The organism is Blautia luti (genome assembly GCF_013304735.1).
Lineage (GTDB): Bacteria > Bacillota > Clostridia > Lachnospirales > Lachnospiraceae > Blautia_A.
Genome location: NZ_JAAITI010000003.1, coordinates 118,994 through 132,274, shown reverse-complemented (window position 1 = coordinate 132,274; position 13,281 = coordinate 118,994). Strand labels below are relative to the sequence as shown.

The 13,281-nt window shown below is 43.7% G+C and carries 12 protein-coding genes; 11 read left to right on the top strand and 1 reads right to left on the bottom strand.

Annotated features, from left to right (window positions below; all coding sequences use genetic code 11):
• Position 1: 1 nt before the first annotated feature.
• The 3 genes from G5B06_RS03010 to G5B06_RS03000 all read left to right on the top strand — a co-directional run bounded on the left by G5B06_RS03010 (position 2) and on the right by G5B06_RS03000 (position 2,765).
• Positions 2–439: an Hsp20/alpha crystallin family protein gene (locus tag G5B06_RS03010; RefSeq protein WP_015526401.1), complete on the top strand. Its 438-nt coding sequence runs from the start codon at positions 2–4 to the stop codon at positions 437–439.
• A gap of 336 nt (positions 440–775) precedes the next feature.
• Positions 776–1,738, top strand: a complete 963-nt coding sequence (locus G5B06_RS03005; protein WP_173771278.1) for a nucleoside hydrolase — start codon at positions 776–778, stop codon at positions 1,736–1,738.
• A gap of 70 nt (positions 1,739–1,808) precedes the next feature.
• The gene (locus G5B06_RS03000; RefSeq protein ID WP_173762837.1) at positions 1,809–2,765 is read left to right on the top strand and encodes a 3'-5' exonuclease; all 957 of its coding nucleotides are present in this window, start codon (positions 1,809–1,811) and stop codon (positions 2,763–2,765) included.
• On the opposite strand, the gene G5B06_RS02995 is transcribed toward G5B06_RS03000, so the two are convergent.
• Positions 2,742–4,031, bottom strand: a complete 1,290-nt coding sequence (locus G5B06_RS02995; protein ID WP_173762836.1) for a D-alanyl-D-alanine carboxypeptidase family protein — start codon at positions 4,029–4,031, stop codon at positions 2,742–2,744. The two genes, G5B06_RS03000 and G5B06_RS02995, sit on opposite strands and share 24 nt — an antisense overlap.
• A gap of 335 nt (positions 4,032–4,366) precedes the next feature.
• Here G5B06_RS02995 and G5B06_RS02990 point away from each other — a divergent pair, with 335 nt between their 5' ends.
• The 8 genes from G5B06_RS02990 (at position 4,367) to G5B06_RS02955 (ending at position 13,279) form a co-directional block, all read left to right on the top strand.
• Positions 4,367–5,800, top strand: a complete 1,434-nt coding sequence (locus tag G5B06_RS02990; RefSeq protein ID WP_173771276.1) for a four-carbon acid sugar kinase family protein — start codon at positions 4,367–4,369, stop codon at positions 5,798–5,800.
• Positions 5,801–5,814: 14 nt separating this feature from the next.
• Positions 5,815–6,489 (top strand): aspartate/glutamate racemase family protein, encoded by a 675-nt coding sequence (locus G5B06_RS02985; RefSeq protein ID WP_173762834.1) that lies wholly within the window; start codon positions 5,815–5,817, stop codon positions 6,487–6,489.
• A 1-nt stretch (position 6,490) separates the two neighbouring features.
• Positions 6,491–7,195: a FadR/GntR family transcriptional regulator gene (locus G5B06_RS02980; protein ID WP_173762833.1), complete on the top strand. Its 705-nt coding sequence runs from the start codon at positions 6,491–6,493 to the stop codon at positions 7,193–7,195.
• On the top strand, positions 7,192–8,013 hold the full coding sequence (locus G5B06_RS02975; protein WP_173762832.1) for a 3-keto-5-aminohexanoate cleavage protein: 822 nt from the start codon (positions 7,192–7,194) through the stop codon (positions 8,011–8,013). The genes G5B06_RS02980 and G5B06_RS02975 overlap by 4 nt, the downstream gene beginning before the upstream one ends.
• 3 nt (positions 8,014–8,016) lie before the next feature.
• A complete protein-coding gene (locus G5B06_RS02970) occupies positions 8,017–9,747 on the top strand; it encodes a sensor histidine kinase (protein WP_173762831.1) in 1,731 nt (576 codons plus the stop codon).
• An 8-nt stretch (positions 9,748–9,755) separates the two neighbouring features.
• A complete protein-coding gene (locus G5B06_RS02965) occupies positions 9,756–10,826 on the top strand; it encodes a response regulator transcription factor (protein ID WP_173762830.1) in 1,071 nt (356 codons plus the stop codon).
• A gap of 165 nt (positions 10,827–10,991) precedes the next feature.
• Positions 10,992–12,299 (top strand): ABC transporter substrate-binding protein, encoded by a 1,308-nt coding sequence (locus tag G5B06_RS02960; protein WP_173762829.1) that lies wholly within the window; start codon positions 10,992–10,994, stop codon positions 12,297–12,299.
• A gap of 98 nt (positions 12,300–12,397) precedes the next feature.
• Positions 12,398–13,279 (top strand): carbohydrate ABC transporter permease, encoded by an 882-nt coding sequence (locus tag G5B06_RS02955; RefSeq protein ID WP_173762828.1) that lies wholly within the window; start codon positions 12,398–12,400, stop codon positions 13,277–13,279.
• The last annotated feature ends 2 nt before the right edge of the window (positions 13,280–13,281 follow it).

Here is a 13,281-nt window from a genome sequence, read left to right as displayed (position 1 = left end):
TATGTTAATGCCAAGTATTTTCGGAGAAGATTTATTTGATGATTTTATGGGATATCCGACAGGCCGTCAGGCAGCTGCCAATGCTTATCCTCAGGTGAAGGATATGATGAAGACAGATATCCGTGATGTAGATGGCAATTATGAACTGGAGATCGATCTTCCGGGATTTAAGAAAGAGGATGTGAAGATCCAGCTGAAGAATGGTTATCTGAACATTCAGGCAACCAGAGAAGAGAAGAAGGACGAGAAGGATGATAAAGGTAAATATGTTCGCAGAGAACGTTATACAGGAACCTGCAACAGAAGCTTTTATGTAGGCTCGAGCATTAAGCATGAAGATATCCATGCGAAATATGAGAACGGAATCCTTCATGTAACCTTCCCGAAGGAAGAGACCAAGAAAGAAGCAGAAGAGAAGAAATTTGTTTCTATTGATTGAACAGCATTTATTGTGAAGCCCAGGTACTGGATTGCAAGTCCTGGGTGATGGGATATAGCATAATAACAATATCCGGAACAACCCAAACGGATATTGCAAATATTAAAGATCCAAATTGCACATTGCATTTGTTTATATAAATGAATATAACCCCCTTTTTTCCACCCCTCTGCCAATGCCCGGCAGAGGGGTTCTTTACGTTTCGGCCTGAAGTACAGAGGTGAATTCTGATTAACTTTACACTCTTTCCTCACTCTGTTATACTTGGAATAGGTAAACAGCGGAAATTCGGCAATACTATAAAATTGGGGAAAGAGTTTTTACAGAGGTGAATATATGGGAGATAAGATCAAGGTTATCATGGACTGTGATCCCGGAATCGATGACGGGATCGCACTGGCATATGCGGCAGCACATCAGGATGAACTGGAGCTGCTTGCAGTGACGACATCTGCAGGAAGTACCAGGATAGAAAGAGTGACCCAAAATGCACTGGAGCTGGTGGATTTTTACGGACTGAAGGTTCCGGTGGCAGGAGGCCAGGACCGTCCTCTTGTAAAAGCGGCAATTTATGCGGAAGAATTCCACGGAGAGACAGGGCTTGGCCATTGCGTACTGCCGGAAGCAAAATCAGAGGCTGCTTCTGATAATGCAGTGCTTTTTATACGTGACATTCTGAAGGCCATTCCGGAGGGCGAGCAGGTAGTAATGATCGAAACTGCACCAATGACTAATCTTGCACTTCTGTTGAAGGTTTTTCCTGAAATAAAGAATAAGATCAGAAAAATTGTATTTACAGGCGGCGCAGCAAAAGGCGGAAACATCACACCGGCAGCGGAATTCAACATCTACGCAGATCCGGAGGCGGCAAAGATCGTATTCGATTCCGGAATCCCACTGATCATGTGTGGACTGGATGCTACCCTGAAATGTAATCTCACCAGAAACCAGATCATGAAGCTGTGCCAGTCCGGTGATCCGGCAGCCAGAGCCTGTGGAGATATGGCTGGCTACGTACTTGAAAATTTTTCCAAATATCGCTGCGTGGCAAGTATCCATGCTGCTGTACCGTTTATGTATCTCATCCATCCGGAGTTCTTTAAAACAGAAAAAGTATTCCTGGATGTGGATTGTTCAGACGGTGCCGGACGGGGTGCCACATTATGCGATTTCCGCTGGTGGCTACACGAAGAAGACGAAATGAAAGATATGATTCTGACAGATGCAGATACAGAAAGCTTCCAGCAGGAGCTGTTTGAAGCGATTTATTCTGTGTCCGAATGCAAAAATATGAAATAGCCGGACAACGATCCGGAAACAGCTGCATTTATGAAGCAGCTGAGCAGTCAGATAAGAGGACAGAAAACCCATGAACTATATTGTATTTGACCTGGAATGGAACCAGAATCCGGATGGAAGAAGACATCCGGATAGTCGGCTCCCGTTTGAGATCATAGAGATCGGGGCAGTAAAATTAAATGAAAAAAGAGAGATCGTTGATACCTTTCAGTGCCTGATCAAGCCCAAAGTGTACCACTGGATCCACGACAGTATCCACGAAGTGATCCACGTGGATTATCATGAACTGGAAAAAGGCATCCCTTTTCCAAGGGCGATCCGCAGATTCCTGGAATGGTGCGGGGAGGAGTATCGCTTTTTTACCTGGGGAGACCAGGATGTGATGGAACTTCAGCGCAATATGAAATACTATAATCTTCTGAAGCTGATGCCAGGGCCGGTGCATTACTACGATGTGCAGAAACTTTTCAGCATAAAATTCGAGGACGGAATATCCAGGCGTTCCCTGGAATATGCTACAGACTACCTGCAGCTTCCCAAAAGCCGGGATTTTCACCGGGCACTGGCAGACGCCAGCTATACTGCCAGGATACTCCTGGAGATCGATGAAGCCTGCATGATCCGCCATCCGTCCCTGGATGTATATCAGAATCCAAAATCCAGAGACAGCGAGATCTATATTTCCTATACAGACCATGACAAGTTTGTGTCCAGGGAATTTGTATCAAAGGAGCGTCTGATGAAGGACCGTACTATGGTAAGTACCATGTGTCCTATCTGCAGATGCCCTGCCAAGAGGAAGATCCGCTGGTTCAGTACCAACAATTCCAAGGTATATTACAGCCTTGCCCTTTGCCATGAGCATGGACCTGTTGCCGGAAAGATCCGGATCCGAAAAACCGACGAGGGAAAATATTTCGGGGTGAAGACCCTGAGAGCAGAAGATACAGAAGCGGCGGATGAGATCCGTGAAAAGCACGAATCTCTCCGCCGCAGGAAAATGTTACGAAGCCAGGAGAAGATCTGATACGATGTTTCGTTCGTATTGCATTCCCCATCCGACCATTTGTTTCTTATAATAATATTTGCTTTTCAGACGCAGTGGGCCGACAGCATTCTGAAGAACGGCCTGGCGTTTGTTAAGCTGTGATTTTTTGATACCTTTTGGAAGAGTCACATAAACCTTTGTCTGATAATAAAACGGATAGGTGTTTCCGTTATTCTTAAGGATATATTTGTCACAAGGGAGTACCTTAAACGGGACTGGCTCCATGGACACCTTCATATCCACCTTTTCAAAATTTTCAAAACCATAATTAAAAAGAGAAGCGGTATCGCTGTAAGCATTTGCCGCGGAAGTAGAATTCAGGATCACGGCTACCAGCGTTATATTTCCCCGTTTGCAGTAGGTGACAAGTGTGTTGCCGGATGCATCCGTGTAGCCTGTTTTTCCGCCACGGACGCCTTCATAATAATATTCGCCGTTTTTCATCATCTTGTGATGATTGAGCAGCTGGCGGGCTTCCGCAAATTTATTGGTAGGCGGGATCTCGTAATAACGTTTGGTGCAGTATCGCCGGAAAAGAGGATTCAGCCAGGCGGATTTGGCGATCTTTGCCATGTCGGAGGCTGTGGTGTAATGATTCTCATCCGGAAGACCGTTGGGATTGTTAAAGTGTGTGTTCTTGCAGCCAAAAAGCTTGGCGCGCCAGTTCATGAGTTCTGTGAATTTCTTTACAGAGCCGGAAACTTCTTCCGCAACGGCGACAGACATTTCATTAGCGGACTGGAGCATGACAGCCATCAGGGCCTGATCCCTGGTGAATTCTTCACCGGGAGCAGCATAAATACTGGAATCTCCGGCAGTTACACTGGTGGAAGCGTTCTCAGATACGGTAATGTTTGTCTTAGCGTTCAGATTTTCGCAGGCAAGCAGTGTAGTCAGGATCTTCGTGATGCTGGCAGGGTAGAGCTGTGTGTCCGCATTTTTGGAATAAAGAACGGATTCTGTATTTACGTCCATAAGGACTGCAGCCTGTGCTTCGATGCCGGGACCTTTGGGCCACCCGTCAATGGAATCGGTGTCGGCAGCCTGTGAATAATAGCTGGAGTGAGCAGGCGTGACTGCTGCGGCCTGACCATCAGGAATCGGTGTGGCAGTGACGATAGGATCACCATATTCATCGTATCCATAGGCAGCCGCCGCGCAGGGAGCTGCGCCTGTGAGCAGGATCCCTATGCCGAGAATGCCTGCAAAGATCCGGCGCAAGGATCGTTTTTTCATATTTTTCATAACAAGATACCTTTCAGTGATAAATCCGGGCGAGAAGGTTATTATTCATTTGAGAATCAGTAACCGAAAAAATCTTGCCCGTTTTGTGATGAGGTGCAGTATTTCATTAATTATAGCATTGTATTAATGAAACGCTGTATTTTTGCCCTCAAGATTCTGTAGTAGTATACCACTTTCCTCCCGGAAAAACCACTGACAGACTATGAAAATTCCATTAAGACTTTTTTTGGATTATGTCAAAATATTATTGATTCACCTTGCATTTCAAACGTAGGATGTTTATACTATGGATTTAGACAGAGTAAATTTTTTTAAAAGCAAAGGTAGGATGTTTAATGAACGAGAAGACAATCAGTGCTGAGATCCTGAATAAATATCCCATTCCGGACGTGGCGGAAGTGGACAGGCTTCTGACTGAGGAGGCAGAAAAATTCGGCTTAAAGATCATAGTTCTTGACGATGACCCCACAGGCGTGCAGACAGTACACGATGTGTCCGTTTATACGGACTGGAGTGTAGAGAGCATGAGAGAAGGCTTTGCAGAGAAAAACAAGCTTTTCTTTGTACTGACCAATTCCCGTGGTTTCACAGAAGAAGAAACCATAAAGGCTCACCGTGAGATCGTAAACAATGTTCAGAGCGCAGCAGATGAGGCCGGCATGGAATATTGCATCATCAATCGAAGTGATTCTACTTTGAGAGGACATTTTCCGCTGGAAACCAAAATTGTAAAAGAAGAGATGGAAAAGAGAAATCCATGGAAAGTGGATGGCGAGATCCTTTGTCCTTACTTTAAAGAAGGCGGAAGATTTACATTAAACAATGTCCATTATGTAAAATATGGTGATGAGCTTGTTCCGGCAGGTCAGACCGAGTTTGCAAAAGATGAGACTTTTGGTTATACATCCAGTAATTTGTGCGAGTATGTAGAGGAGAAGACAAAAGGTGAGTTCAAGGCAGAAGACTGCGTTACAATTTCCCTGGAGCTTCTTCGCAGCATGGATTACGCTAAGATCCGGAAAAAACTTATGTCAGTGGAAAACTACGGAAAGATCATCGTAAATGCCATTGACAATATTGATGTGAAGATTTTCTGTACAGCGCTTTACCGTGCCATTGCACAGGGAAAACATTATACTTTCCGTACAGCAGCAGCCCTGGTAAAAGCATTCGGCAATATTTCCGACAAGGCTTATCTTGCCAGGGAAGAGATGATAAACAAAGAGACAGCGGCAGGAGGTATTATCGTCGTAGGAAGCCACACAGCCAAGACAACTGCACAGTTAAATGAGCTGAAAAATATTTCCGATATTACATTTATCGAGTTAAATTCCGATCTGGTCCTTGAAGAAGGAAAACTGGAGGAGGAGACAAAACGTGTCCTTACCATGATCCAGGATCTGATCCGCAAAGGAAACACAGTGTGTGTTTCTACAAAACGTGCGCTTTTAAAAGTAGAAAACGATACACCGGAGGAAGCACTGAAGCGTTCTGTAAAGATCAGCGATGCCCTTCAGAAATGTGTGGGAGAGCTTGAGGTGACACCTGCCTTTGTAGTTGCAAAAGGCGGCATCACATCCAGTGATGTAGGCGTAAAAGCCCTGAGAGTAAAACATGCAAAAGTCCTGGGACAGATAAGACCTGGAATCCCTGTATGGCAGACAGGCAGAGAAAGCAAATTCCCTGGGATCCCATATGTGATCTTTCCGGGAAATGTGGGCGAGATCAAAACCTTACGTGAAGCAGTAGAAATTTTAATGAATAAATAAAGGAGATCAGAAAAATGAAAGTAGGATTAATTTATACCAGTACAACACCGGAGCTTATCGAACTTGTAGAAAAAGAAGTAAAAGGACAGCTTGGAGAAGATGTAGAGTTATACAGCATTGAGGATCCTTCTATCCTGGCAGAGACAAGAGATGCAGGATATGTTACACCGAAAGCAGCAGCCAGACTGATCGGAATGTACATGAAGGCAGTAGGCGAGGACTGCGAGGCAATGTTAAACCTGTGCTCATCTGTAGGTGAAGTTGCAGATGCAGCCCAGGATGCGGCAAAATATATCGGTGTGCCGATCGTCCGTGTAGATGAGGAGATGTGCCGTGAAGCAGTACGCCAGGGAAAGAAGATCGGCGTAGTGGCAACTCTGGCGACAACACTGGAGCCAACCAAAAACACGATCCTCCGTATGAGCCGTGAGTGCGGAAAGCATGTGGAGCTGGTTGACTGCCTGGTAGAGGGAGCGTTTGGCCTGAATCAGGATGAGTTCCGCGCAAGAATGGCAGAAAGCATTGAGAAGATCGCAGATGATGTGGACGTAGTACTTTTTGCACAGGGAAGCATGGCATACTGCGAGGAATATATTGCTGAGAAATTCGGCAAAATTGTTCTTTCAAGCCCGAGATTTGGAGCTGCTGAGTTAAAGAAAGCACTGGTGAAGAAGGGAACAGTAAAATAAAATGAGTGAAACTGGGAAGAAAAAATCAGTAGTTGACAGAGTTGTGGATGGAATTGTATCCGGGATCATTTCAGGGGAATTCCAGCCCGGCTCAAAGCTTCCCACAGAAGTAGAATTATGCAGACAATATGAGGCCGGAAGAAATTCTGTGAGAGAAGCCATCAAGAAGCTGGAGGCAAATGGTGTTGTCTATATTAAACGTGCAGACGGTACATTTGTCAGCGAAACTTATAATCAGAAACTGCTTGACCCCATGCTTTATCAGATCATCCTGAAGAAAAACAGTTGGAAGGACTTTGTACAGCTTCGGGCTGTTATTGAGATCGGAACCTTAAATGTGATCCTTGAGAATGATCCGGATGAAGAGAAAATAAGAAATCTCTATGAGATCCAGGAAAAGATGGAAGCTGCGCTGAATGAAAAGGAACCGGATCCAAATCGGATCATGAGGACAGATACAGAATTTCATGCAGGAATTGCGGCGCTTTCAGACAATCCTCAGATCGTGACCATTACAGAATATATAACAAGACTGACAGTTCCTTCTCGCCTGGAGGCCATCTGCAAGGTCATAAAAAAAGGCGAGGTTTCCCACTTTGCAGAGCTTCACAGGGAGATTCTGGAAGTAATCTCAAAAAGGGAAAAGGACAAGATTGTCCAGACTGTAACTGATCATTATGTATATTGGAATGGAGAAAAATTATGAAAAAAATAATGCTTTCTGTAGCACCGGTAAGTGCGTCAGATACAGATATCAATCCGAGAAAAATCGCAGATGATGTTATTGAATGTTGGAAACTGGGAGCATCCATGGTTCATCTCCACGTAAGAGACGTCCATGGAAAACTCACTCCGGATATGACACTTATGGATGAAACAATCAGATATATCCGCGAAGCCTGTGACATTGTAGTTGAGATTTCCACAGGCGGTGTTTCCGACCTTACCATCAAAGAGAGAGTTCAGCCCTGTTACGCGCCGTACACAGAGGCAGTCAGCTTAAATGTAGGTTCTGTAAACCTTGGAAAGGCCGTTTATCAGAATCCCATTGATGATGTGGAATACTGTGTTGGCGAGCTGATCCGTGAAGATAAAAGACCGGAGATCGAGGTATTTGAACTTGGAATGATCAACACAGTCCGTGAGCTGGATGAGAAATTCCACTTTGTAGACCCGATCCTTTTTGCCCTGGTATTCGGCCATGGCGGAGAGATGCCTGCAACGGAAAATGCACTACGTCACATGAAAGAATATCTCTATGAGACATTCCCGGATGAGGGCAAAGTATTATGGGGATACACAGAGGCCAACCGTAAAGATTTCAAGATGGTAAGCAAAGCCCTGGATATGGGAGCTGTATCCTTAAGACTTGGTTTTGAGGATTCCAACTATCTGGAAAACGGCGTGCAATGTACAACCAATGCAGAGCTTATCAAAGCGGCCGCAGAACTGCTCCGTGAAAAAGATATGGAACCGATGACCCCTGATGAAGTAAGACAGATGTTAAAGATAAAGGCATTATAAAATATGGCTGACAAGATGAAAACAAACAGACGTACTATTCAGCAGCAGATCCAGGTGGCGATCATAGCCATCTCCATTCTGTCCATGCTGATCCTGGGTGTCAGTATTTTTGCGCTGACCACAAATAACATAGTGGAAAATTATCAGCAGGATTTTTATTACAGTCTACAGACTTCAGATAATATTGTGGAGCTTCAGCTTGACAGTATCATAGAGGAAATGAGAAATCTTCTTCTGAAAGACTCCTACATGAATGCTCTTTCTCAGGCAGGGGAAGAACCGGGTTCCTATTTTTCCTCAAAAGAAACAAGAACCCTGGAAAAAAGTGTAAATGAACTGACCTTACAGCAGGCATCTGTTCAGGAAGTATTATCAGTCAGCCTTAATGGAAAACTTTATATTCATTCAAAAAAGTCCGACCTGTCACAGTACACTTCGTTCTATAAAGACGGAGAGATACTGAAACAGGCCTGGATAAAAGAAGCCCGGGATGCAGATGGAAAAGAGATCATCCTGGGCAGTAATGCGCTTACGGGAAAAAATGATACATTGTCCATAGTGAAGTATCTGCGCGGTTCCCGGGAGGATAGCGGAGTAGGCTATCTGATCGTAAATGTATCAAAAAATATTTTCAAAATGGCATTTGAGAACAGAGGAAATTATAAGACCAACTGCTTTATGGTCATCGACGAAAACACGGATGATCCCCTTATTTATTTCCAGGGAGACGACAGCTATAAAGAGGAGATCTACAAAGCGTATGTCTCTGCTCTTTCAGTGACATCTCAGACACCGTATATTTTCAGTGCCAGGGAAAGTTTTGTAAATGGCTGGACTCTGGTGAGCGGTATTAAGGCAAGCGAATTAAATGCACAGAAGGTCAATGTGGGTATCCTGATCGGGGTGATGATCCTGCTTCTGTTTGGCATTGGCATGTTTGTGGCACATATGATTGCCATGAAGATCTATATGCCTCTGAAAAAACTGGAGCGCACCATGCAGAGTGTGGAAGAGGGAACACGTAATATCACAGAAGAATTTGATGACAGTGAGATCGGCCTTCTGGGACAGAAATTTAAAGAAATGGTCAACAATAATCTGGTATTAAGGGAACGTCTGCTTTATGCCAAGATCAGGCAGAGAGAGCAGGAGCTGCATCTTCTCCAGGAGCAGATCAACCCGCATTTTCTTTATAATGCCCTAGATGCCCTTTACTGTATGGCCATTGTTCATGAGGAGGATGAGATCGCCACAATGGTGGCTGCTCTTTCTGACAATTTCAAGCTGAGCCTGAACAAGGGAAGTAATCTGATCATGGTAAAGGATGAGATCCAGCATATCCGCTCATACATTACCATTCAAAATATGCGCTACAAAGACAGATTCCATCTGAAGATCCAGGTGGATGAAGATCTTATGGAAAAGAAGATACTGAAACTTCTTCTCACACCTTTTGTGGAAAATGCGGTATATCACGGACTGGAAACCAAAATGGGTGATGGAAATATCTGGATCACAGGTCAGGTAAATGAAAACAGGATCATCTTTACCATTATTGATGATGGCGTGGGGATTGATGATATGTCCAAGCTGGATAAAGGCTATGGAATCAATAATGTAAGAGAAAGAATTAAACTGTATTACGGTGAAAATTCAGAAGTAACGATCACAAGTGAGCCTGGAAAAGGAACCCGGGTAAAGATCATTCTGGCAGAAAATGAAATGAGGATATAAGTGAAACTATGAAAAAACTGGTAGTGATCGATGATGAATATCTGACCATTGAGGGAATCCGTGTAATGCTGAAAAGGATTGGTGCGGATTATGAGATGGCAGGCTCTGCTTCAGATGGTCAGATGGCACTGGAACTGATTGAAAATGTACATCCGGATGTTGTTTTCATAGATATTCGTATGCCCGGGCTTTCCGGTCTCGAGGTCATCGAACATTTTTATAAAAAATATCCGGATATGATATTTGTGCTGGTAAGTGCATATAAAGAATTTGAGTATGCCCGTAAGGGAATGGAGCTGGGAGTCCACAGTTATATAGACAAGCCGGTAACTATGGACAAACTGAAGGCTACCCTGGAAAAGATAGATGAAGAATTTAAAGAACGGCCCAGCAAAACAGATGTGGAGAATGAAAAACAGATCCGGGATCTGAGACTTTCCCTCAATGCTGTTGTGGAGATGATCAACGACAGTAATACGGAAAACTGGGAAGAGGAAACACGGAGGATCCAGCAGCTTCTGAAAAAAGCAGGATATGGCCTGCCAGAATACAAAGAAGAGAGCTATAAACTTATTACCGCTGCTTCTGCGGCCTTTTATGAAAAGTGGAAGCAGTATGAACATGATTTTAACTTCCCTCTTTTTAACAATATTGAAGAGATGAAGACAAAGGAAGAGGTAGATGAGTATGTCTATCTCATCCTGCAGCGTATTTTTGAAAAGATTTCCGTGAGAAAGATCGGAAGTTCCCACAGGGTTATCACACATATACTGGACTATATTAATCAAAATTACAGCCAGGATTTCGGCCTGAATGAGATGGCAGAGATGGTACACATGAACCATGCTTACCTGAGTATTCTTTTTAAGGATGAGGTGGGGATCAGTTTTGTGAGATATCTGACCCAGATCCGTATGGCCCATGCAAAGGAACTTCTGCTGAAAGGTGCCAAGGTACAGGAAGTAAGTGAGGCTGTAGGCTACAATAATTATCGGTATTTCTGCAATATTTTCAAAAAAGAAGAGGGTGTCACTCCTATGCAGTTTAAAGGTGGTGTCCGTAAATCAAAAGAAAACTGACAGATTTGATCTAAAGAAATATGACAAACATAAAAATCGGATTCTATAAAATTTGGACATTTTCAAAAAAATGACAGACTATCAATCTGAAACGTAGGATGTTAGAATAAAGCCAGCTTAAAGATAACGATATCACAAAAGAAATGTATTAGGAGGTTTTGAGAAATGAAGAAAAAAGCAATGGCATTAGTCATGGCTGCAGCAACAGCGATCTCATTAATGGCAGGATCCTTAAGTGTAAGCGCAGCAACAGATCCTGACACATCAGCAGAGAAAAAGATCAAGGTTCTTTCAATCTGGGCAGAGGACAGCGCAGATGGAAAAATCCTTACAGGAATGCTTGACAACTACACCAAAGATGTAAATCCGAATTTCAGCTATGAATATGAGTATGTATCAGCTTCAGACCTGAGCACAAAGATTTCCACACTGGTAGCATCCAACGATCTTCCTGATCTGTTTGCTTACTCAGCAGGTGTTCCGTTAAGAGAGCTGATCCAGGCAGGAAAAGTTGTAAATGTTTCCGAAGAGCTTAAAGCAATGGGCGATGAGGACAAAGTCATGGACAGTGCAAAGAGTATCATGACTTCTCTTTCTGACACAGATGATCTGTATGATCTTCCATTCGGAATGAATATCGAGGGATTCTGGTACAACAAATCTGTATTTGAGGATGCAGGCGTAGAAGTACCGACAACATGGGATGAGCTCCTTCAGGTATGTGACACATTAAAAGAAAAAGGAATTCAGCCGATCGCAACAGGCGGATCTGACAAATGGCCTACAACACGTATCGTAAACGCTTACGCATATCGTACAATGGGCGCAGATGCAGTTAAGAAAGCATGCGAGGGCGAGACAAAATTCACAGATGACGGATTTGTAGCAGCAGCTCAGATGGTAGCAGATATGGCAGACAAAGGATACTTTGGCGAAGGTGCTACAACAGTTGATAATACAACTGCTGAGGGAATGTTATTAAATGGTCAGTGTGCAATGCTCTATGACGGAAGCTGGTTCACATCTTCCATTACAGATGAGGAGACAAACCCGTCCGGAGAGGACAACATCGGATTCATGGGAGTTCCTGTAGTTGATGAATCTGTAAGCGAAGCTTCCGAGCTTCCTGCAAACTGTGGTAACATCCTTTGCCTGTCTCAGGACAAATATGACGGAGCAATGGCAGGATTCTTACAGTACTTCGTTGAGAACGTTGGTAACTACGCGATGGGCGACTATCAGTCAGTACGTGGTTATACATACGATGTAGATACAAAAGATATCAGCTCTGTTACCCAGACAGTAATTGATGCTATCGCTGATGCAAAGACTTCTACCGCATGGTGGGAAGCATACATGAATGATGAGACAAAAGCAACTGCACAGGATAATATTCAGTCTGTATTAAATGGAGATATGGATGGAGCCGCTTATATGGATTCCATTGAGGAAGCATATACAATCAGCAACTAAGCTGTAAGATCAACGGACTAATTAAGAGTATTGGGAGTGGCAGGATAACAGTTATGTCATTTTCAATACTCTTTTTATGAGAAAGGCAAGGAAACAGGATGAAACATGTATTAGGAAATAAAAAGGCAATTGCGCTGTTTGTTGTTCCGGGGCTGATTCTTTATGTGGGACTGGTATTCGTACCTGTAATCTGGTCCTTTGTATATTCTTTATATTCAGGAACGCCGGGACTTAGCTGGAGCTTCAGCGGCCTTAAGAATTATTCAAAACTTCTGATCGACTCAAAATTCCACGAATCACTTATGGTAACGATCCGGTATATTCTTACCACCATGCTTGGTATGGTAGTGCTGGGACTGGCACTTGCCATGATGTATCGCTTCTGGCTTGTTAAATTCAAGAACCTGATTCGTACTATCACATTTTTCCCGGTAATCCTCCCGACAGTAGCCGTTGGACAGTTGTTCCGTAAGATTTATGAGATCCAGCCAAACTATGGTCTGTTAAACAGTATTCTGGATGCGATCGGTCTTCATGATCTGGTACAGCCGTGGATCGGACAGGCAAGCACAGCATTAGGGTGCTTAAGTGTCATGGATATCTGGGTGTCTGTAGGTTTCTATGCGGTAATTTTCTACGGTGGTCTTATTGATATTCCGGATGATATTATTGAGGCGGCAAAGGTTGACGGGTGTAGTTCCTGGCAGATGTTCAAGAACATTATCTTCCCGCTGCTCCGCCCGATCACTATTACATGTCTTGTATTTGCATTTGCAGGTACTGTTAAAGTATTCGAGTCCGCAATCGCCCTTACAAACGGCGGTCCGGGAAGTGCAACAACAACATTATCCATGTACATGTACAACGTGGCATTTGAGTACAGAAACTACGGATATGGAAGTGCGATTGCCATCGTTATTTTCCTGATCTGTATTATCGGAACAAGAATCATCCGTTTCTTTGATGTAAAGGAGGCATAAAA